The sequence below is a fragment of the Mucilaginibacter sp. genome, from assembly GCF_039207105.1.
Taxonomy (GTDB): domain Bacteria; phylum Bacteroidota; class Bacteroidia; order Sphingobacteriales; family Sphingobacteriaceae; genus Mucilaginibacter.
The window spans coordinates 14,442-36,169 of sequence record NZ_JBCECK010000034.1 but is presented as its reverse complement, the minus strand read 5'-3'; the positions used below and the strand labels follow the sequence as shown (position 1 = coordinate 36,169).

23 protein-coding genes and 1 tRNA gene are annotated in these 21,728 nt (G+C 40.2%); 8 read left to right on the top strand and 16 right to left on the bottom strand.

What is annotated here, in order from left to right:
* Positions 1–133 precede the first annotated feature (133 nt).
* Both AAGC65_RS09640 and AAGC65_RS09635 read right to left on the bottom strand, forming a co-directional pair.
* Positions 134–1,564: an LptF/LptG family permease gene (locus tag AAGC65_RS09640; protein WP_343112232.1), complete on the bottom strand. Its 1,431-nt coding sequence runs from the start codon at positions 1,562–1,564 to the stop codon at positions 134–136.
* 107 nt (positions 1,565–1,671) lie between these two features.
* A complete protein-coding gene (locus tag AAGC65_RS09635; RefSeq protein ID WP_343112231.1) occupies positions 1,672–2,052 on the bottom strand; it encodes an START-like domain-containing protein in 381 nt (126 codons plus the stop codon).
* A 340-nt stretch (positions 2,053–2,392) separates the two neighbouring features.
* Between AAGC65_RS09635 and AAGC65_RS09630 the strand changes: the two genes are divergently transcribed.
* Positions 2,393–2,466: transfer RNA gene (locus AAGC65_RS09630), tRNA-Met, on the top strand.
* A gap of 588 nt (positions 2,467–3,054) precedes the next feature.
* On the top strand, positions 3,055–4,317 hold the full coding sequence (locus AAGC65_RS09625; protein ID WP_343112230.1) for a glycosyl hydrolase family 28-related protein: 1,263 nt from the start codon (positions 3,055–3,057) through the stop codon (positions 4,315–4,317).
* A 152-nt stretch (positions 4,318–4,469) separates the two neighbouring features.
* On the opposite strand, the gene AAGC65_RS09620 is transcribed toward AAGC65_RS09625, so the two are convergent.
* The 8 genes from AAGC65_RS09620 to AAGC65_RS09585 all read right to left on the bottom strand — a co-directional run bounded on the left by AAGC65_RS09620 (position 4,470) and on the right by AAGC65_RS09585 (position 11,545).
* Positions 4,470–5,339 carry an alpha/beta hydrolase gene (locus tag AAGC65_RS09620; RefSeq protein WP_343112229.1) on the bottom strand — a complete coding sequence of 290 codons (870 nt, stop codon included), beginning with the start codon at positions 5,337–5,339 and terminating at the stop codon, positions 4,470–4,472.
* 21 nt (positions 5,340–5,360) lie between these two features.
* Positions 5,361–6,158 (bottom strand): SDR family NAD(P)-dependent oxidoreductase, encoded by a 798-nt coding sequence (locus tag AAGC65_RS09615; RefSeq protein WP_343112228.1) that lies wholly within the window; start codon positions 6,156–6,158, stop codon positions 5,361–5,363.
* Positions 6,159–6,201: 43 nt separating this feature from the next.
* On the bottom strand, positions 6,202–7,017 hold the full coding sequence (locus AAGC65_RS09610; RefSeq protein WP_343112227.1) for an AraC family transcriptional regulator: 816 nt from the start codon (positions 7,015–7,017) through the stop codon (positions 6,202–6,204).
* Between the two features lie 490 nt (positions 7,018–7,507).
* Positions 7,508–8,386: an alpha/beta hydrolase gene (locus AAGC65_RS09605; protein ID WP_343112226.1), complete on the bottom strand. Its 879-nt coding sequence runs from the start codon at positions 8,384–8,386 to the stop codon at positions 7,508–7,510.
* Positions 8,387–8,728: 342 nt separating this feature from the next.
* Complete coding sequence (locus AAGC65_RS09600; protein ID WP_343112225.1) at positions 8,729–9,148, bottom strand: OsmC family protein; 420 nt, start codon at positions 9,146–9,148, stop codon at positions 8,729–8,731.
* Positions 9,149–9,209: 61 nt separating this feature from the next.
* On the bottom strand, positions 9,210–9,947 hold the full coding sequence (locus AAGC65_RS09595) for an SDR family NAD(P)-dependent oxidoreductase (protein ID WP_343112224.1): 738 nt from the start codon (positions 9,945–9,947) through the stop codon (positions 9,210–9,212).
* 51 nt (positions 9,948–9,998) lie between these two features.
* The gene (locus tag AAGC65_RS09590; protein ID WP_343112223.1) at positions 9,999–10,793 is read right to left on the bottom strand and encodes an alpha/beta fold hydrolase; all 795 of its coding nucleotides are present in this window, start codon (positions 10,791–10,793) and stop codon (positions 9,999–10,001) included.
* A 149-nt stretch (positions 10,794–10,942) separates the two neighbouring features.
* A complete protein-coding gene (locus tag AAGC65_RS09585) occupies positions 10,943–11,545 on the bottom strand; it encodes a Crp/Fnr family transcriptional regulator (RefSeq protein ID WP_343112222.1) in 603 nt (200 codons plus the stop codon).
* 201 nt (positions 11,546–11,746) lie between these two features.
* On the opposite strand from AAGC65_RS09585, the gene AAGC65_RS09580 reads away from it, so the two are divergent.
* Positions 11,747–12,571: an alpha/beta fold hydrolase gene (locus tag AAGC65_RS09580; protein ID WP_343112221.1), complete on the top strand. Its 825-nt coding sequence runs from the start codon at positions 11,747–11,749 to the stop codon at positions 12,569–12,571.
* 174 nt (positions 12,572–12,745) lie between these two features.
* Here AAGC65_RS09580 and AAGC65_RS09575 read toward each other — a convergent pair whose 3' ends face one another.
* Together AAGC65_RS09575 and AAGC65_RS09570 are read right to left on the bottom strand one after the other, a co-directional pair.
* Positions 12,746–13,732, bottom strand: a complete 987-nt coding sequence (locus AAGC65_RS09575) for an MBL fold metallo-hydrolase (RefSeq protein ID WP_343112220.1) — start codon at positions 13,730–13,732, stop codon at positions 12,746–12,748.
* Between the two features lie 63 nt (positions 13,733–13,795).
* On the bottom strand, positions 13,796–14,560 hold the full coding sequence (locus tag AAGC65_RS09570; RefSeq protein WP_343112219.1) for an SDR family oxidoreductase: 765 nt from the start codon (positions 14,558–14,560) through the stop codon (positions 13,796–13,798).
* A 396-nt stretch (positions 14,561–14,956) separates the two neighbouring features.
* On the opposite strand from AAGC65_RS09570, the gene AAGC65_RS09565 reads away from it, so the two are divergent.
* The 4 genes from AAGC65_RS09565 (at position 14,957) to AAGC65_RS09550 (ending at position 18,087) form a co-directional block, all read left to right on the top strand.
* Positions 14,957–15,790, top strand: coding sequence for a helix-turn-helix domain-containing protein (locus AAGC65_RS09565; protein ID WP_343112218.1), 834 nt, complete (start codon positions 14,957–14,959; stop codon positions 15,788–15,790).
* 200 nt (positions 15,791–15,990) lie between these two features.
* Positions 15,991–16,431, top strand: a complete 441-nt coding sequence (cynS, locus tag AAGC65_RS09560) for a cyanase (protein ID WP_343112217.1) — start codon at positions 15,991–15,993, stop codon at positions 16,429–16,431.
* An 88-nt stretch (positions 16,432–16,519) separates the two neighbouring features.
* Entirely contained in the window at positions 16,520–17,191 is a 672-nt protein-coding gene (locus AAGC65_RS09555; protein ID WP_343112216.1) for a carbonic anhydrase, read from the top strand.
* Between the two features lie 14 nt (positions 17,192–17,205).
* Complete coding sequence (locus AAGC65_RS09550; RefSeq protein ID WP_343112215.1) at positions 17,206–18,087, top strand: helix-turn-helix transcriptional regulator; 882 nt, start codon at positions 17,206–17,208, stop codon at positions 18,085–18,087.
* A 506-nt stretch (positions 18,088–18,593) separates the two neighbouring features.
* Here AAGC65_RS09550 and efp read toward each other — a convergent pair.
* The 4 genes from efp to AAGC65_RS09530 all read right to left on the bottom strand — a co-directional run bounded on the left by efp (position 18,594) and on the right by AAGC65_RS09530 (position 21,034).
* Entirely contained in the window at positions 18,594–19,154 is a 561-nt protein-coding gene (gene efp, locus AAGC65_RS09545; protein WP_343112214.1) for an elongation factor P, read from the bottom strand.
* Positions 19,155–19,301: 147 nt separating this feature from the next.
* On the bottom strand, positions 19,302–19,610 hold the full coding sequence (locus tag AAGC65_RS09540; protein WP_343112213.1) for a putative quinol monooxygenase: 309 nt from the start codon (positions 19,608–19,610) through the stop codon (positions 19,302–19,304).
* 31 nt (positions 19,611–19,641) lie between these two features.
* Positions 19,642–20,319 carry a type 1 glutamine amidotransferase domain-containing protein gene (locus AAGC65_RS09535; RefSeq protein WP_343112212.1) on the bottom strand — a complete coding sequence of 226 codons (678 nt, stop codon included), beginning with the start codon at positions 20,317–20,319 and terminating at the stop codon, positions 19,642–19,644.
* Between the two features lie 124 nt (positions 20,320–20,443).
* Positions 20,444–21,034, bottom strand: a complete 591-nt coding sequence (locus AAGC65_RS09530) for a Crp/Fnr family transcriptional regulator (protein WP_343112211.1) — start codon at positions 21,032–21,034, stop codon at positions 20,444–20,446.
* Between the two features lie 174 nt (positions 21,035–21,208).
* Here AAGC65_RS09530 and AAGC65_RS09525 point away from each other — a divergent pair, with 174 nt between their 5' ends.
* Entirely contained in the window at positions 21,209–21,721 is a 513-nt protein-coding gene (locus AAGC65_RS09525; RefSeq protein ID WP_343112210.1) for a DinB family protein, read from the top strand.
* Positions 21,722–21,728: the final 7 nt, after the last annotated feature.

Here is a 21,728-nt window from a genome sequence, read left to right as displayed (position 1 = left end):
GGATAGCTCAAATTAATGAGCCATAATTATTTTAATAATAAACAAATTTATAATATATATAAATTATTCTGGTCGGTATTATGTAAAATGCATATAGACTAATACTGTACTGATATACATGATTACGAATGACTTATAGTGTTGCGTTGCCTTTGCGCTTAATTAATTTATTAAAAAAGCGTTTATACAGTTCCATATCAAATATAACAGAATCTGTAGCAGCTTTATAGGACAGGAAAAGCCCTATGGGCGTGAGTACGATAATTGCTATCCACATACCAAAAAAAGTAGATACACTACCGGCCTTTACCGATTTTTCGCCAATGGTTGATATGATGTAATATATCAGGAAAAAGATCACCGAAATTACCACCGGCAACCCCAACCCGCCCTTGCGGATAATGGCCCCCAGCGGTGCCCCAATCAAGAACAATGCTATACAGGCGGCAGAGAGTGTGAATTTTTTCTGCACTTCAGAAGCATATCTGCGTATGGTCATAGAGTCTGACTTGTAACGATCTGTCCGGTTTTTCAGCACATCCTTTACCGACCTAACCTCAGACATGGCACTTGACAATGCCATAACCTGATCAGTAGACTTTATGCTTTTTAATACCCCTCCCTTATCGGCAGGTATATATTTTTTTATGCCCGGCTTTGCCGGAAGCATAAAGTACTTGATATATGGTGTAACCAGTTTATAGTTCATGGCAACACTGCCATTTACCTGCTGCTGTACTGAATCAACAAAAAACTTAAGCTGTTTTAAGTTCATCATTTGCGATGCCTGTTTAAACTCGTTCTCATCGGTACGTGCCAGCTTAAAGCTTGAAAGATCAAATTTTTGCTCGGTTTCTGCAAAGCGAAACCTTTGTAACTGCTGCCTCGGGTCAAAACTACCTTCAGCCTTAGACTCCTCATATCTGACTCCGTTTTTCAACTTCAGTACCAGGAATTTATCACCCATCGTTCTGAACATAACACCTTCCTTCGCCATAGTTACTGTAGTGTTGCTGCCATCTGGCGTTCGCTGGTATATGGTAATATCACGCAGTGTTTGGCCGTCAGGGTCTTTATGTTTTACACGGATGGCATAACCGGTAAAATTATTGCTGAAAACACCTTCGGGTAGTAAATCGGCCGATTTTTGCTTGCGCGCATCATACAGCAGCGAATAATATTTAAGGTTGGCTACCGGCAGCATATAATCTGAGAAAAAGAATGCCGCGATGCTGAGTATCGATACAATAACAATCATGGGATACATGGCCCGGCGTAATGATATACCAGCTGCCTTGATGGCTACCAGCTCATAATTTTCGCCCAGGGCACCATAGGTCATGATGGTTGACAATAGCACAGACAAAGGCAGGGCCATAGCCACATTGGTAGCAGAATTGTACATCATAAGCTCCAGGATGGTGTACCAGGCAAATCCCTTACCTATCAGATCGTCGATGTATTTAAACAAAAACAACATCAACAACACAAACATTACGATGAAAAGCGTAACTACGAAAGGCCTAATAAATGATTTTAGTAGTAAAAGATGTATCTTTTTCATCAGCACAATTTGTATTAGCGGGGCATAAACTACCCTTTGAGCCTGTTAACCTTCATTAACGCACAAATGGTATTTTACAATACAAAATTAGCTAAAATTAAGTTCCTTTAAGCACCTAATACGCTGATGAGGTATTCGATCTGGTTATCCCAGATCAGCTTGCGCTCGGCAATAGCGTCTTCAGTAGCAAAATCAGTTATGCTTAGGGCTACATCATTGGTAAGTTCATCCTGCAAAATTTCCATTTCAAAATAAAACTGGGCATCATCCTCAACCCATTTAAACCTTACCAGTTTATTTTCTTTGATGATAAGCAGTTTTGCTTTTTGCGGCTCGCCATCCCAGATAAATGTATAAACCTGGTCTCTTATGTTCACATCATCAGCAAACCACTGCGCCAAGCCATTAGGCTCATTTAAATAAGGGAACAGTATTCTTGGAGATGATTTTATCTCATACTCAATAGTAAATTTCTTTTTTTCGGACATCGGGGTTTATACTTGTAGGCTAAAAAGCCGTAAACATTAGCATTTTTTCTAAAGAAAACGAATTTCTATTATATATGCAAACTTTTTAAGGCTACCGGTTGTTAACGGCGCAGCAAAGCAACAAAATAAACCGTATGCGCTGCTCTTTAAGCCCATCTAAAAATAAGTTGATGAACGCCGGACAACTTAAAGTTGTGTAAATCAATACCAAGCCTTGATAATCTACAATTATCTGACTGATTAACAGACCTATGCATTAAATTTAATATTTTTTAAAAGTGAAACGAATTTCTGCTATATTTGCAATCCTTTTTAGGAACAACCATATTGTTAATAAAACGGCGGGGTAGCTCAGATGGTTAGAGCGTAGGATTCATAACCCTAAGGTCGGCAGTTCGATCCTGCTCCCCGCTACGTTTCAAGTAAAAAGCCTTGAAGTTCGAACTTCTCTTCTGAGAATCAGCAACTTACAAGGCTTTTCTTTTATCCATAGCAATTATCAGTTAATTTTAATTGATGTAGCTTTTTGACAATCAATTTATTATACACTCAACCCTACTCCCGTTATCTGATTTAGCTCAAGTTAAATAGCAGTACGCCACGAGCTGGCGCAGTATCGTGGTTGCCAAATGCTCATTCCAACAAACGCCCCACTACATCCGGCGATCTTAGTCTTTTCTGTCAAAGTATCGTCTGCTGGCACAACAGGTGTTTTTGGTGTCACTACGGGGCCCATTTTTGATCTATCGTAATTAACCGTAACTATGTTAGCTTTATCAGCATAATCCTGTTTTATTTTTTTAAGTTAGCGGATAATAAACCGGACCTATTTCATGCAAAGCCTTAACCTTCAGGTATCATCTGCCAATATTTTTTCTATATTATTACACCTTCACGTTCAATTTCGCTTTCTTTTTTACCAATGCCAAACAACCGATCATCAAAAATGATATCAGGTCGAATTGACATTCCTATGCAACCTTTTATCTAAAAATAAATCCTATGAAAAACACAATCTATTCTCTGATCGCGCTGGTCTTTTTAATGACCAGCTGCACCAAAAACGAACATGCTGTCCCTCCACAGACTATCAGCAAAAAACAAAAATTATCTTCCACCAACACCCAAGTGTCTGTTAAAGATTTTGGTGCAGTAGGCGACGGGACGACCGACGATACCCAAGCCATCAAAACAGTGATGGCTTACGCCAAAACCAATAACATTCAGACCGTGTATTTCCCTTCCGGCACCTATTACATCAAAGGCACAGGCTCTGTGGGTATCATTCCTTTATTAAATGGCGTATCATTAGTGGGTGAAGGCCGCGATGTTTGCAAAATAAAGCTCAGCTCCGGAAGATTTAATCCCCCTGCTCTCTTTTTCCAGGCCTGGTGGGATGAACCCGCGGTCAGCAACGTAACCATATCCGGGATAGACTTCGATGGCGATATCGCCCATCAAACTTATATGGATACTTTTCAGTATTGTCATGCGCTAAGCATCAACAACGGAGAAAACATCAATGTCAACAATTGCAGGTTCGAGAACTTCAGGGGTGACGGAGTATTATTTGGTGATGTCAATGAACCATCCTTAAATCTGCGAATCGTTAAGCATGTGGTGGTACACGACAACGATTTCAAATCAATATACCGCGAGGGTGCGATGTTTTGTACAACTAATTCTGCCGAGTTTTATAACAACTATGTTCATGGCACCGGTTATCTGGTGGGCGGGGTTGATATTGAGCGGCACAGCGTCCATGAACAAGTGACCAACGTTTATGTCCATAATAACATTTTTGATTTCCGGGATGGAACCGGCCCCATCGAGCGTGGTAAGATCGTCAAATACAGGCGTGCAGTCGCTATCGGTTTCTTTTACGATGGCTACACGAACAACACTGCTGATACGCTTTCCGGAGGACATAAAATTGATAATAACACGATATACCAGGGTCAGATAGATTGTTACAATCACATTAATGTATCCATCATCGGCAATACTTTCTCAAGTACCAATGAAGATCTTTCGGGCGTTACCCATGTTACCGCTCCGGCCATTCTTGTTTCTAACTTCAAGGGTAATGAAATCGGCCTGATCAACGTACATGCGGATAATAATAACATCACGACAACCATGCCTAATGGAGGTATCAGCTTTAAAGGGTATACGAATTGTCAGGCTAACGGCAATACGCTAACGGGAGCTACCATTAACATGCCTGCACAAGACGGAATAGCTTTGAATAATACCATACATTGATGTTTTATTTTAGTATTTAATGCTACCACGAAAAACACCTGTTCCTAAACAGGTGTTTTTCGTAATTACGAACGTGAGATTGAAAAATACCACCTGCAGGTCCTTACATCATGGTCAGAAGTTCGATCATTATAATTTAAATATTGTTAAGGTTAATAATACCCTATCAACTTTACCAATTCCAGGATAGCTGCAATAAGTTCTGGATTTTTAATAATCCGCTCATGCCCTACGTCTTGATATTCCTGTGTTAAAATATCAGGATGCGCGGTTAAAAAGCCTTCAAGATAATTATAAGGTGCAATTATATCCTCCGGATCATATGCCAGCCAATGCTTTACAGCTGCACCGTCTTTGTATAGCTTATTTAAATTAAAATCAGATGCTTCTGTTTCAAACAAAGATTGGAAGCTTTCAAAAAAACGATCCTGTGCTTTTTTTGGCACCTTGGCAAGCCTCATCGTCGCAATAAAGTTTTCCTTTAACATTATAAGAGGAGCTATACTTATCAGCAGCGACGGTTTAATCATAGTTGCATTAATGGCAATAGCATTGGCCATAGCACCCACAGAATGCCCGATCATGACATCGGGTTTACCATAAACGTTTATAATTGCCTCTATTGCTCTGACAAAAAGTAACACGTTAGATAATTCGGCCTCTGAGCTGCCATTTCCTGGCGCATCAAATGCAATGATCTGCAAATCATCTAAAGTTTGCAGTCCGGTGATCAAATCGCCAAAATCAGCAGCTTTAGAACCCCAACCGTGAGTAATTAGCACTTTATACTTACCATTACCCCATATAAAACCATTAAATTTTAACATAGTGCCACTAAAATGCGGATCATTGGCCTCCAAGGTGAAACATCTTGCATCACTCATTAACTGCTGATATTGCAGCCTTACCGGCGTTTTAGGTGAGTAGCAGATCAACTGTAAAAGCAGTTCGGTTATATCATTGCTATTTGTATTGTCCACAACTTTACTAACCTGATTAAAAATCTCTTTTAGTTTTTTCATAACTATATCTCGGCCTATAATTTATAAGCTCCTCATCGTACCACCATCTACACGAATTATAGCCCCGCTGATGTAATCAGAATATGGGCCTACAAGGTATAATACAGCGCCGGCTACCTCTTCAGGCTGACCGAATCTTCCTGTATCATTAGGAACCAGATCCTGAACTGCACGATATTTGATCTCCTCCAGTTCTGTACCCCAACCAAACTTAGGGGCTGACCTCACCAACCATTCCTCTACCATTGGATTCATAATTGCCCCGGGAGAAACCACATTCGATGTGATACCGGTTTCTTTCAGCTCACGTGCAAGAGAAACAGACAGATTGTGCCGTGCAGCCAATGTTGTATTGTAATGAGGCTGTTCTTTTATGGGTTGTATGGCTAATCCGCCACCAATATGAATTACCCGTCCCCAGCCCTTTTCTTTCATCTGTGGCACTATCCTTTGTACCATTCTAACATAAGAAACCACATTTACATTGTACACATCAGACCAGTCACTTGATGGGGTGTCAAACCATCCCGTATGTTGTGTTATTCCCGCGTTATTTATCAGGATATCAACCGTTCCTCCACGGAGCGCAGTTTTAGCTACTGCATCAGCACCCTCATCTGTTGCCAGGTCTCCGATAGCTACCTCTGCCAATCCTCCTGCCTGAATAATACTGTCTGCAACCTTGCCGGCACGAAGGACATCACGACCGTGGACTATTACCGCTGCTCCTTCGGCCGCCAACATTTTTGCTATTGCTTCACCCAAGCCCGAACTTGCACCTGTTACTAAAGCCCGTTTTCCTTTTAATTGCGAATCCATTTTTGATTTATTTTAAATTAGAAATTACTTTTGATATGTTTTTTCAGATAGTATTCTTTGTCGGCGCACGTCCGAAAGCTTTTTTATAAGCATGCGAAAAATGAGAAAGATCGTTAAAGCCAATTCCCAAATAAACATCCGATGGCTTTTGACCTTTTTCTTCGATGAGGAAATGCGCTTCCTCCAACCTTCTCCGTACAAGCCAGCGGCTTGGTGCATTATGAAAAAGTTTCTCAAAATCCCTTTTGAATCCGGATAAACTTCTACCTGTTAAATAGGCAAATCTGTCAATGCTTACATTGAACCTAAAATGCCTGTTCATGAATGCTTCAAGGTCAATCTTTCCTGGCATGCTAAAGTCGAATAACACATTCTTCAGCGCGGGATTAGTTTCCAGCAAAATCAACACCAGCTCCTTTGCCTTGAGCTGATGAATCCTGTCTTGCATTTCACCAGCAGTATTGATATAGGGAGAAAGAGAGTTTATATACGCATCGAGATAGTAATTTGACTTAAGCAGCAAGATATCATCACCGAAATAGGCTTTCTCTGCCTGGAGTCCATACTCCTTACTTATATTTTTAAGGGTGTTTTGATCAAGATGCACGGCAATTGATTTAAAGCCGCTTTGGGAAGTTTTTTTAACAGATTTTGTCAACTGGTTTCTCCGAAAGAACCGATAATCTCCGGCCTGAAATGAATAGAACCGGTCACCGATCCAAACATCATGAGCTCCCGATACGATGTAACTGAATATGTGATCTGAGACAAAACCCTCGCCTTCTATGTCACCGTTGTCGTAACAATTATACAGAACGCTGGGCTGTAATGAACCTGATCGATAATCGAGGGTATCCATATTATTGATTTAAATAAAAGACCTAATTAATAAACCTATTATTCATATTGTACTTTAAAAGCCAGGTAATCAAACCTGCATATACAAATGTCGTTACTATATGAAAAACTCGTTTTGTTGTAAAGTCCAATTTTGTTGGCTTAAAAGTCCAGGTTCACTTTGCGAATAGCATTGAAAGCTCGAAGTCGAAAAACAGATTCATCTAAAAAGCAGATGGTAATTACTCCAGCTTTTGGTTTGCCGTCTGATTAGTATGGTATTTGGTCTAATACATTATTCCGCAAGGAAATCAAAGGGCGCATTATGCTGAACATAGCCGCAGATCAGCATCGGTATAAACGATCAATTTTAAATTCGCAATATTGCGGGCTATGTTGTTTGCATTGACTACCGAATGCCGGGGTTCATTTACCTGCAAGAAAGCCGCAATCTCCTGAAAGACATTGCGGCTAAACCTTAAGCTATGAAATAAAGCCTAACAAATCCTATCTTAATTTTTTAAAAAGTCGTTTGCCGAAGTAACAAACTGATCATAAAACTGAAAAAATGCCGCATGGCCCGCATCTTGATAAATGATCAGTTTTACATTTGGTAAATTTTTAGACATATTTTGCGCGTTGATTACCGGTACGGCTAAATCTTCTGCTCCCTGGGCAATAAGCACTGGTTGTTTTACCGTTTTTAGTTCGTCCAATGCTTTCGGATCTGGCTGTGCCCAGCCTAATACCGCGGTTAATTCAGCAGCTCCTGCCTCGGCGCTTAATTCCACATCATGATCTACCGTGCGTTCCTGAGTTCGCAGCCATGCAGCCTTACCTGCCGCAATGCTGGCTGCCGAACTTGTAAAAGCAAATTTTAAAAAGCTATCCTCACGGCTTAATCCGGCTGCACCCGCCAGTAGATTCGGAAGATTACTAAGTCCTGTCGCTCCTTTAGGGCCTGTTCCAGTCAAAATAATTTTGTTTACCAGGTTAGGTTCGGTCAAAGCAATTTGTTGCGAAATAAAACTGCCCATAGAAAAACCCATTAAATTCACCCTGGAATAGCCTAAGGATTTAATAATGGTGACAACACCTTTGGCCATATCCTGTATACTATTTGGCGTTGTTCCGGTAGAAGAAGCCACCCCTTCCATATCAAATAAAATCACCTTATTTTTTGATGCAAAGCCATTGGTAACAGCAGGATCCCAATCATCCATCGAGCTTGCCAAAGCTGAAACCATAATTAGTGGAATGCCCGGCTGATCTCCCAAAACCCGATAAGCAATTTTAGCGTCACCTACATTGAGAAATTGTGTCTTAGCAGTTTTATGATAATCTACTGAGACCTCTACCGGCTTGTCATGATCCTTTTTACAAGATGTCATAGTCAGACCTAATAAAATTGATAGACCTGTCGCTTTCACAAAGTTTGTTAAATTTTGAATTTTCATAATATTGTTCAGTGTTTTTTCTCAAAACTATGCTGGGTATCTCCCATCAAAAAGCAAATTCCCCGTGAACCGGACAAATGAAAGCGCGAGTTAGACAATCGGTTGGATAAGTATCACGATGGATCATTGTTGCATGAAATATTTCGGTAGGCGCTGTACGCGGTACGCTCGAAACTTATTAGTGCCGAAGTAAAATTTGAGCATCCCAAAACAAAAAAACTCACCGGATATTATCCAATGAGTTTGAGTGGTATGATACTTGACCTTCAGGTCATGTTAAGCGTAAACAATGCTTAATGTAATGGGTACATTCAATGCTTTAGAAACAATGCAATGTGTTTTTGCGCCTTCAGCAATTTCTGCAAATGTTGCTTCATCTACACCTTCAATTACATTGGCCTGTAAATCCAAATGAATACCTGTGATGCTTAATGCCTGCATATCGAGATCTACTGTTGCTGTTGTAAATATGTCACCAGCGGTGATATTGTGATGTGCTAATGTAGCGCTAAGTGCCATTGAAAAACAACCTGCATGTGCCGCGGCGATCAACTCTTCGGGATTAGTGCCTATCCCATCGGCAAACCGGGTTTTAAATGAATATGGTGTCTGATTAAGCACGGTGCTTTGTGTGCTGATTTCTCCTGTGCCGTCTTGTAGTGTACCGTTCCAATGTGCTTTTGCTATACGTTTCATGATTTTTTGATTTATGATATAAAGTTTGATGTTTAATGATTTAATATTTACTGTAGCTTTTTTATGCCACGCCATTCAGCGCGTTAAAAGCTTTTTCCGGAGATTCCTTATTGATGTTATAAAAATGGTCTGTAAAACCGATCCTTATTTCAAATTTGTCTTCAGCTATACCGCTTACAATTGCTTCGGCAACTGCAGCAGGAGGCATCTTATCGACAGGAATATTTTTTGAAAATTCAGTATCTACCAATGGAGGCAACACCTCAAATACTTTGACATCTGATTTTGACAATAATAATCTTAATAACCGGGTGTAAGATTGCAAGGCTGCTTTGCTGGCGCTATAGGTAGGCATAACAGCCCAGGGCACAATAGCTACAACTGACGTAATGTTAACTACTGCTGACGCTGCATTTTTCTTTAAGATTGGCATAAGCTTTTCAGTCAATCTTACCGGGGTCAGGTAGTTAATTTCTATTTCCTTGCGGGCACCATCGTAAGCATTAGCGTTTTCATTTAAAGAAAATTGAAATGCGCTGCCAGAGTTGTTGATCAATACATTCAACTCAGGATAGTGTGATTGCACTTGCTTCACCAAAGCATCCAGTTCGCTTTCTACAGTGAGGTCACATTGAATCACGCTGACATTGTCCAAACTGGCGGCAGCGGCGTTTAATTTTTCAATATTTCTGCCTGCGATAATTACTTTATTACCAAGTGCAGAAAATTTACGGGCGGTTTCCAGACCGATACCAGAACCACCGCCGGTGATCAGGATGGTGTTATTATTAGTTTTCATATTATTTCGATTGATTATTTAAAAATTTATTATTTGATACTCAACTTATTGTTATTTGCTTTCTGTGATAAGGATGGCGGCCAGTTTATCGGGCATAGAAATGAATGGGGTGTGGCTGCTTTGTAAGTTATATACTTTGGCTACTTTGCTGTTTTTTACCATATATTGCTGTGCAGGGTAGCTGATGGCATGGTCATTAACGGTGTGGATATATACTTTTCTAATGCTGCCGAAGTTTTTATCGGTCAAGTGAACTGGTGTAGCCAAAGGTGCTAATGGTTCCGGTTTGATGTTTGCGGCGATGTAGTCCTGTACTTGCTGAGGTGCATCAGCTGCAAAAATATCAGCTGCTCCTTCTTTAGCAATTATTGCAGCACCGTGCTCTTTATCAATGGTAAGATATTTGCCGATATGGGAGGCCGGATCTCCTTTTGCAAGTCCTAAAAGGCTATCACCATCATGTGGCAAGGCTGCTGCCAGGAAGATCAGTTCTTTAACTTGAGCGGGTTCTTCTTCAGCTACCTGGCTGATCACCAGTCCGGCAAAGCTATGGCCCACCAAAACTACATTGGTACGGGTACCAATTGCTGCTTTTACCTGGTCAACATAAGTTTGAAAAGTGATACCGGCAAATGAGGTAGTGTCTTTTCCGTGGCCGGCAAGGTTAACGGTGATCACCTCTTCGCCCTCGGCTTTTAACAAAGGAGTTACTGCATCCCAGGCAGATGCGTCTGACCATGCTCCGTGAACAAGTACAATTGTTTTAGAATTTTTGTTGGTTGTTTTTTGGGCCTGAGCTGTAAAACCTAATACACTCATTGCCATCATTATTATTGCTGTTTTCATGTTTGTTTAATGCCTAATTGTTTAGGACATGACAAACATCGGGCGATATCGCGGCAATAACTTTAACCCAGGTTAAAATCGAAAAGCCTCTGAAAAAAAGTTTTCAAAGGCTTTAAAAATTCAGAAATATGATGGTAGGTAAACGAAGGTTACTTCCCAACCATTCGTTTACGAATGCGACTCAATGACGGCCCCTGGATACCCAGATAAGAGGCGATATGATAAAGTGGTACCGAGTTGAAAATATTCGGATGCTTTTCCATCATTTCCCGGTAACGGTCTTCTGGTGTTTTAAACAGGAACCCTTCCGTATTAACCATAACCTCATGAAAAGCCGTTTCGGCTACGATCCTTCCAAAGCGTTCCCACTGGTGTGATTGCCCGTAAAGTTCATTCAGGTGATCAATATGTATATATAGTATCAGCGAATCAACCATCGCTTCTGTATAATATTCGCAAGCGGACTGGGCCAAAAAGCTTTTATAGGAAGCCACAAACTGGTGATCAGTAAAAAACAGCATATTTTTTTCTTCGCCCGTTTCGCTGTTTACCCGGTAAATTCTGAACACGCCGTTAATCACAAACCCAAGGTGTTTACACACATTTTTATATTCGTTATAAAACCCCCCTTTTTTATACTGCTTTAATTTCCAGTGAGGCAATGATAAGTCAAACGCCTCAGCTTTCATACCAACAGATCCTAAGACAGTTCGTAATAACTCTATTTCTGTTTCTGGTTTATTTTCTAACATGCTATAAAAATATAAAATTCCATTATATCCTGCCCGTGGCTGGGTGACTATAGTATAACTAATTATTAGCTGTTTTGGTTGCTTTACATAATGACTTGATTTTACGACTTGGGCTATTTTTCGATTTTAACCTGGGTTAAAGTTATTGCCGCTATATCGCCCGATGTTTGTCATGTCCTAAACAATTAGGCATCTCAAATCATGAAAAAACTTATATTAATCTTATTTTCTGTTGCTACAGCTACTTTGATGTTTTCATCTTGTTCAAAAAAGAATGATGAAGTGAAACCACTTGCTAAAAATTATGTACTGGTACATGGCGCATGGCAGGCTCCTTATGTATGGGACGCGGTAAAAACCAAGTTGATTAATGAAGGCAACAACGTTACCGTTGTTGAACTTCCAGGCCACGGCAGCGATAATACAGCACCATCGGCAATAACTTTAAATCTGTACAGGGATAAAGTGATGGATGCCATTTCAAAAATCAATGGCAAAGTTATTCTTGTTGGTCATAGTTTAGGTGGTATGATCATTTCGTCTGTTGCTGAAAAGATACCTACAAAAATCGAAAAGCTTGTTTATCTGGCCGCCTACTTACCAACTTCCGGACAATCATTATTTAGTATTGCACAAACTGATCCGGGCTCTCAGTTGGGTATTGCAGGAAACCTTATTATGAATAATGGCGGCTTAACAGTTGATGTAAAACAAGACCAGATTGTAAATATATTTATACAAGATGGTTCAGCCCAGGTTCAAAATCTGGTGCTACAAAATTATCGCTCTGAGCCGGGAATCGCATTGCAGGATACAGTGTCATTGACTGTTGCAAACTTTGGCTCTGTTGAGAAGGTTTATATCAAGACTTTACAGGATCGTGTTGTATCTCCAGGCCTACAAGACAGGATGATTGGAACCGCCGTTGGTGGTGTAAAAACAGTATACCAATTAAATACCAGCCATTCTGCATTCTTAGCAAAACCAGATTCAGTAGCTATATTGTTAACAAAAATAGGACAATAATCAAGTAAGAATCCTTCAATATAAATAAAGCCGTCTCATAATGACATATGAGACGGCTTTTTATTTAGTAATACTTTAAATCGATAAAGTGACTAACAAAGCGAAATAACCTTCTGCCAGCCCATTTTTGTAATGCTACCCGTATGTTTATTATGAACTGGCAGATAACTTAAGTTACTGACCTACACCCAGGGTACTGTAATTGAGCGGCACCCACAAAAACCCTGTACCGTTTTTCCGTACATGGCCTATGCCCGGAAACGATATATGATCGGCAGCCAGCCAATATCCGTTTGCAGCAGCATCGCGGAAGGTAAGCAAGCGTGTTGCAGCAGCAGCTTTGGAGTCTACATCGAAATTTATAGTAGCCGATGGGTCTGGAAATTGAACAGCGGCGGCATGAACCAGGTCGCCTACAAAAACAAGCTTCTGACCTTTGCTCTCAATTGAGTAAAAGGTGTGGCCTGGCGTATGGCCAGGGGCGGCAATAGGTTTTATTCCTGGAAATAACTCTTTACCATAGCCGAAGGTTTTAACTTTGCCCGCTTTAACGTAAGGACCTACTTTATCTTCTGCTTCCTTAAACCAGTGCACCAACCGTTCAGGTGCCTTTATTTTGTTATCCTCATTAAGCCAGAAATCTAATTCAGGTTTGCTTATGTATATCATAGCGTTAGGAAACACCATCTTGCTGCCCTGCATCAGGCCGCCAGTATGATCACTATGTATGTGCGTTATCAGCACAGCATCAATCGCTTCAGGAGGAACACCAATCTTTCGCAAATTTTCTGGCAGATGACCCAGCGTTGGACCATATAGTTCAGCCGTACCGGCATCGATCAAAATATTCTTTCCGTTTGCTTTTATTAAATAGGCATTAACAGATGTTTCTGATGTTGTGGTTTGGAAACCAGCCGCAGATAGTTGATCAATTTTATCTGGTGTTATATCTGTAAGTACTTCATGCAAATTGATAGGTACTGTTCCGTCAGATAATGCGATAATATCATAATCTCCCAATTTCATGTGATGATAAAAGGGTTGATCCATTTCGATTGGGCCCTTTTCCTGGCCGTTAACATCTAAACAGGAAAAAAGCAAAACTACGGAACCGATAATTCCGGTTAATAGGTTGTATTTTATTGTTTTTAAAAGTTGCATTTTAAATTTGTTGGGATTTTCCGAATAGGTTGAAAATCAGGAAAACCTGTATGTATATATCTTTTACAAGCCCTTTATCAGAAAACCACCATCAACAGCAATATTTTGACCGGTAACATATGACGATTTATCCATTGCCAGAAATGAAACAACAGCAGCTATTTCTTCAGGATCGCCCACCCGCCCCAGTGGTGTGCGACTTAAAATACGGTTAAGACGTTCAGGATCTGTCAGTACCGCTTTTGCCATTTCTGTATTGATATACCAGGGCGACACACTGTTCACCCTAATACCCCATTCAGACCACTCGGCAGCTAAATTCCGGCCAAGCTGAATAATAGCGCCTTTTGACAGACCATAAGGAGCCCCTGCTTGAACATCCGTCATCCCTGCTACTGAGGCAAGATTGATCACCGAACTATGCGCATTAACCTTTAAATAAGGAAAAGCCATCCGGCACATCTCCAATAAACCAATCACATTAACATCAAATATTCCGCGATATTCCTCCTCCGTATAATCATGTAACTTTTTCCGTATAGTTGTAGCAGCATTATTAACCAGGATATCCAGTTTACCGCCATGCTCTTCTATAGCCGCGCTAATACGTGCACGATCAGCGGCAACGGTAACATCAGCCGCCACACCAATTGCAAAATGCCCTTGTTTTTGCCAGTGCTCCGTTACTTTTTGAATATCATCGGCATTACGGGCTACACAAATGATCTTACAACCCAAGCTTAAAAATTCTTCAGCTATGGCCTTTCCTATACCTTTACTTGCCCCGGTTATCAGTGCAAGTTTGCCTTCTAAATTCCATTTTTTCATTTTATTTCAATTGTTTTCCGCAAATGAACTATGCAATTAATTTATTTACAAGTACTTACATCAATGTCTGCCACTTACATCAAGGTTCGTATCATTGATAATCAATACCTTGCCAGGCCAGGAAAAATTCAAGACATTATACTTATGACAATCCTTTAACATTTTGCGACAGCGGCAAACTCAGGTAACATACAGCCAGATCATAGCGATCTTTCACTAAGAATTACCGATTTCCTTCTGGATACGGTTGCATCTACAGTAAATTTTAACATGTGTTTAACGGATTTTAACATTTACTGAACGCTCTTGCTATACTATTTTTGCATGCGCAAACACGGCTAATTATCATAGCGATCATTGATAAAAACAGAGGTTTTTCAACTGAGAATCAGGACAATGAAATTAACACATATTGACGGGCGGACAGGTGGCGAAATTCACTTTTTAGAAGATGAGGTATTTTGCGGCCATAGAACCGAAGTGGCCAAACGTCATTTTACTATTGCTTTTAACAGAGGCGCAGATCAAAAAATTCACATTGATAATATAACGTATACATTCCCGGCCTGGAGCTTATTGCCGCTATTCTCTAATCAAACATTTTCATTTGAAAACCCGAAACAAATTACCGCATGGCAATATAATAGGGATTTTTATTGTATAGTTGACCATGACAATGAGGTAAGCTGTGCCGGCTTCCTGTTTTTTGGATCATACGGTAATCTATTCATCGGGTTAGATCAGATCAATAAAACAAAACTGGAGAGATTAAGAGAGGTGTTTCTGGAAGAATTTGAAACGCATGATAGCACACAATCAGAAATGCTCAAAATGTTATTGAAAAGACTAATTATAATTGCCACCCGATTAGCCAAAGGTGAATATGTTAAAGAGCGGCCTGTTGAATCTGACAAATTTGACATCGTCAGAAAATATAATTTACTGGTTGACAGAAATTTTAAAACACAGCACCAGGTTCGGTTCTACGCCGATCTATTAAATAAATCGCCCAAAACGTTATCCAATTTATTTGCGCGCTACCACCACCAATTGCCTTTACAAATTATACATGAGCGTATAATCAGCGAAGCAAAAAGATTACTCTATTATACAGATAAAACCGCAAAAGAAATTGCCTATGAATTAGGCTTTGAGGATGCAGCGCACTTCAGCAGGTTTTTTAAAAATGTAACCGGGCAAAATATCTCTGAATATAAAAGAGTAGGATAACTCTTTTCATGGCTGATATTCATTCTTCCTGAACCTTACTCCCTTCCCAAATTACCAGAAGAAGTCTGTATTACCGCATTTTTTTAACCTTTACGGCAGCAAAAAATAGCCGATAAGTAAATTGTACCGCAAGCCAGCTAATTACTACCGTACCAACAAACTGATAGCCAGTACCTTTGAATAACAAAAAAATTAAGGAAATGGACAGAAAAAACGCAACTGAATTAATTATTCAAAGCATTAAAACCAAAAAGGTAAAATTTCAGGATCTGGCAAACGCTATAGGCAGTAGTTTAATATGGACCATACACGCACTGCACGGCCAGGCGGCATTAGATGAGGCTGCTGCCAAAAAAATCGGAGAAATATTATCGCTGACTCCTGAGCTGGTAGAATCATTACAGGAGATACCGTTAAGAAGCGCGTTACAGCCTACGCCAAGCGATCCAACTTTGTACAGGTTAACTGAAATGATGCAAAATTATGGCCCTGACATCAAAGCCGCTATCAATGAAATGTTTGGCGATGGCGCTATGAGCGGTATTGATTTCAAGATAGGTATAGAACGTGTTGAATCGCCAAATGGCGCCCGTGTAAAACTTGTTTTAGATGGTAAGTTTTTACCGTTCAACAAATTTTAACCTGCTATAAGGAGCATAAGGTGAAAGCGAAACACCCTATGCTCCTCAAATAAATTTCAAAACCTAATTAATTAAAAATCAACAAATCATGAAACTAAAATTAGCGCAAACTGAAAGTTATAAGGCATTGCTGAAAGCCAATAAAGACTGGGCAACCAAACGCGCGGCAGAAGAACCCGAGTTTTTTAAAAACCTGGCGGCAGGGCAAAGCCCGGAGATATTATGGATCGGGTGTGCAGACAGCCGTGTCCCGGCTAATGAGGTTACAGGTACCCGGGCAGGCGAAGTATTTGTGCATCGTAATATTGCCAATGTGATTGTACATTCAGATATGAACATGTTAAGCGTGCTGGATTACGCGGTGAACGCGTTAAAAGTTAAGCATGTAATTGTTGCCGGCCATTATGGTTGCGGCGGTGTAACTGCCGCTATGAGCAAAAAACAGTTTGGATTAATAGATAACTGGTTGAGGCATATCAAAGATGTTTATCGCATGCATAGCCAGGAGTTGGATACCATTGCCGATGAGACGGAAAGGGTTAACCGACTGGTTGAATTGAACGTAGAAGAACAAGTGTACAACCTATGCAGAACCACCGTGGTGCAAAATGCCTGGAAAGAACGTACCGACCTGGAAGTTCATGGCTGGGTAATTGACCTGAAAACAGGCTTAGTGAAAGATTTAAATGTAACACATAAAAATGCGCATAGTCTGGGTTATGTGTATGAATTAAATGAAGAACCCGTTAGCAATCACTAACTTTACCTTTGAACATGAAAAGTGAATTTAAGGTATATGATATTTGTGAATTCTCGATAGACAGACAGCAGGAGGTGATTGTTAGCCCTTTTGCTGTCTATTTAAAAAACCTCAAAAACCTTCATTTCCCGCATCGCCATGATTTTTATCATCTGATATTATTTACACGTGGCGGCGGCAGCTTTTCTATTGATTTTCAAAGTTTTCAGATCATACCTTACAGGGCTTATTTTATGGCGCCCGGCCAGGTACATGGCTGGGATTTTGAAGGCGACATGGACGGATATGTCATCAATTTTTCAGTTCAGTTTTTTCAGTCATTTTTACTAAAATCTGATTACCTTGATCAATTCTATTTCCTGAACGGCATCGCGGCCGATTCCGTGATTGACATTCCAGAAGATCAAAGAAAATTGATCATCGAAATTTTAGACAATGCCGTTCGGGAAATGGAAAAACACACCCGCTTTAAGAAAGACGCGATCAGGGTTTGGATCCTTCAATTGTTTTTACAGATCGGGAATATGAACGTAAAAACCGAGGCACATGCGGCAGAATCCTATAACCTAACGCTATTAAAAAACTTTGAAAAACTAATTGAACAAAATTACCTGCACTTGCGGCTGCCTAAACAATATGCCGAGCTCCTGTTTATTACACCTAATCATTTAAATGCGCTTTGCAGCGGTGCTTTAGGAAAATCGGCTGGCGATTTAATTCGAAACAGAATCGCGTTAGAGGCCAAGCGCATGCTGATCAATTTTAGTTTAACGGTTACCGAAGTTGCTTACGCGTTAAACTTTGAAGACAACTCCTACTTCTGCAAATTCTTTAAAAAACAAACGGGAATGTCGCCAGATGGTTTCCGGAAAAACATTCATACCGACGCTAAATAATTACCGGTAATACTCTAATTAAAATAACTTTTTTTATAGATTTTATTGATCAATTTATTTGTTTAACTTTAAGTAAGCCAATCAAATACAGTCCAGTTCCACCTACTAATCAACACCTTACAAAGCAGGGGCTTCATCTTCACATAGCATAGTTATTTAATATTACTATTGGTTTAGTTATTCACATTTAAAATTAAATGTTATGTTACAAATCCTTTTTATCCTCTTCGTATATTCCCTTATTAATTGTTTTCAGTTCGCCGCAGGTATCTTAGCAAACCAGACAGGGCAACCTTTTTGGCGTTGGTTCTGGATATCGCTCATTATTCCCATCATTTCTCTCTGGATACTGCTTTACCTATGGGATGAAGAAAAACAAAGGCAAATTAAAAACATCAATTCGTAGTGTGTTTACTCATGCATACCCAACAAAAAGCCCTTTAACAAATGTTAAAAGGCTTTTGTTGGTATTATGATGCAGCGGGAATGTCCGACTTACAATTCAATCACTTAACACGTTCAATATACTCACCGGTGCGTGTATCTACTTTTATCTTATCGCCCTGGTTTATAAAAAGCGGCACTTTTATTTCAACACCATTTTCAGTGGTCGCGTTTTTCAATGCGCCTGAAGATGTATCACCTTTAACGGCAGGCTCCGAGTAAGTTATTTCCAACTCAACGTTATTAGGTGCCTGTGCCATGATAGGCTCTTCACTTTCAAAAGAAACTATAACGTTCATCCCTTCTTTCAGGAATTTGGCAGCCGGGCCAAACAGCGATTTGGGGATGTTATGCTGTTCAAAGTTAGTGTTATCCATGATCACCATGAAATCACCATCCTCATAAAGGTATTGATAATCATTAGTTTCTACGCGGCAAATTTCCACCTGCTCATCGGTAGCCAAACGGGCCTCTACAATTCTTCCTGTTTTTATATTACGAAACTTATCCAAATAAAATGCTCCGCCTTTACCCGGTGTACGGTGCAATACTTCTATAACCGTTACCAGTTCGCCGTTGTAACGTAATATATTGCCTACTTTAATCTCTGATGCTTTTGCCATGAAACAAGGTTGTTAATTTTTGCCCCCAAAGATATATTAAGTTATGGTCTAAAAAACATAGTATTTTCTTTTGTAGGTAATTAGTTACTAAAAAAGGTCCCTGCAAACCATCACAGAGACCTTTATTTCGGACACGTTATACATTCTTTACTCAAAAACCAGCTGATTTGATAGAATGATCTTCCGATCCTCCAGGAGCGGAACAATTTTCCCGACAACCAATGTTTGAAAATGTTCCGAATTCCGGTGTGCAGCCAGGGCGGCCTCATCTTTATATCGTTCAAATAGTATCAGCGTATTTGCCTCTGTTTGGCTTTGATGAATGTTATAAAGCAGGTTGCCATCTTCGGCGGTACTTTTCTGAACAACTTCCCTCAATAAGTTCAACACAGTATTTAACTGGCCTTCCCTAACACGCCATTCTGCAAAAACAGTAATTGCTTGTTCGCTTTTCATTAGTTTTTTGTTTGGATGGGTTAATAAAATTTTATGCTTCTACTGCTTCTAAAATAGCTATTACACTTTCGGCCACCCCTTTAGCCGATGCCGGATTCTGGCCGGTTACCAATCTACCGTCGGTTACAACGTGGGCTTGCCACGGTGCTGCGCTGGTATATTGGGCATTCCGGTTTTTCAGGGCATCTTCCAACTCAAAAGGTACATCTTCTTTGGCATAGTTTTCTTCTTCGGCAATACTGAAGCCAGTAACATTTTTACCATCAATCAAATAAGAACCATCCTGCAGTTTTACGTTTATTAACGATACCGGACCATGACAAACCGCGCTCACTACTGCACCCTTATCATACATGGATGATAATATCTTTTGAACGGTTGTATTATCGGGCATGTCAACAACTGGCGCCAGGCCGCCCGGTACAAAAACTGCATCGTAACTGTCAACAGAAACAGCATTGATGCCAGCGGTATTTTTCATTTTGGTTAAGCCTTCATCATTCAGGAACGCAATGTTCAGCGGATCTTCCAGGTCAACCATATCAATTGGCGCCTCTCCTCCATTTACGCTGAAAATATCAATATCATATCCCTGTTGTTTAAATGTTTCGTAAGGGTGGGCAACTTCAGTAAGTAAACTTCCGGTAGCACGATGGTGTGGGCCAATATGGGCTGCACTTGATACCACAAATAAAATTTTCTTTTTCATGACCTTAAAATTTAAATGGTTAATGATGAATTAGTTTTAACATTTCAAAGGTCATGAATTGAAGCCCCCATTGCGAGGAGGCAAGTCACAAAAAAAGTGTGACGGGAATCACACTGCTGGTAGCTTAATGGCTTTTGTTAGCGGAATAAAGCCGGCTTAAGGTTTCGCGGCTGACACCGAGATATTCGGCAATATATTTTTTAGGGATTTTTTGCAACATATGCGGATACAGCTGCCCAAACTCCTCGTACCGTTGTTGCGGGTTACCCGAAAGCAGGGAGATGATCCTGCGTTGCTGGGCAACATATCCATTGGTGAGTTTTGCCCTGAAAAAGTGCTCCATTTTATGCAGATCGGCTGATAGTTTTTCCCTACCATAAAGCGTCATGCACAACACCTCTGCTTCCTCCATACAGGTAATATATAAAGTTGCTTTCTTTTCATTAAAATAGGCCTGGTAATCTGCCATCCACCAGTTTTCGCCGGCAAACTGCACAATGTATTCCTTCCCTTCATCATCCAGGTAAAACATTCTGAAAATACCCGACATGATCAAAAACTCATAGTTGGCCTGGTCGCCCTCCTGAATTAAATATTGATGCTTTTTAACCCTTTTCAAGGTAAAAAAGCTTTTAACATGCTCAAACTCCTCGTCGCTCAGCTCGGTGATCTCCTCAATGTGCTTTCGTAAATTATCCCATGAATAATGGACCATGCTAACTGTATTTTAAGGGCTGTTTTAAATAATGTTCAATAGTAAACATAAGTTACCATTTAGAAATGAAAAAAACAGCAGTAACCTTGGATAAAAGTATGCAAACCATCTAAAAATCAACAATTAACGAACCATTTATCATTACCATTGTTAGCCTTAAAAAATCCAATTATCATGAACGACCTGCTATTTGCCCAAGAATTTGCACACGAGCTAAAAGGCGAAGCGCCTGCCACTCAAAAATGTCTGGAACGCATTCCACCTGAATTATTTGGATGGAAGCCCCACGAAAAATCAATGGAACTGGGTTATCTTACTTTGCTGGTAGCCGAAATTCCGCTATGGATCGCTCACATTGCAAAATACGCCGAAATCGATCTGGCCACTTTTAAACATATCCAACCCCAAAGTTCCCAGGAGGTAGTTGATCATTTTCAGAGTAATCTTCGCGAAGCCGATGAAGCACTGCAAGCCATTGCCGAAGGCGATATGGCCAAACCATTTCATTTAAAAGCCAATGGCAACATCCTCTTTACTTCTACCAAAAAAGAACAAATAGAATCAAGCATTAATCATATGGTTCATCATCGCGGACAACTGACGGTTTACATGCGGCTTAATGATATCGCGGTGCCATCTATCTATGGCCCATCAGCCGATGATAAAAACTTTAGTGCTGGTCAATAACAGTGTT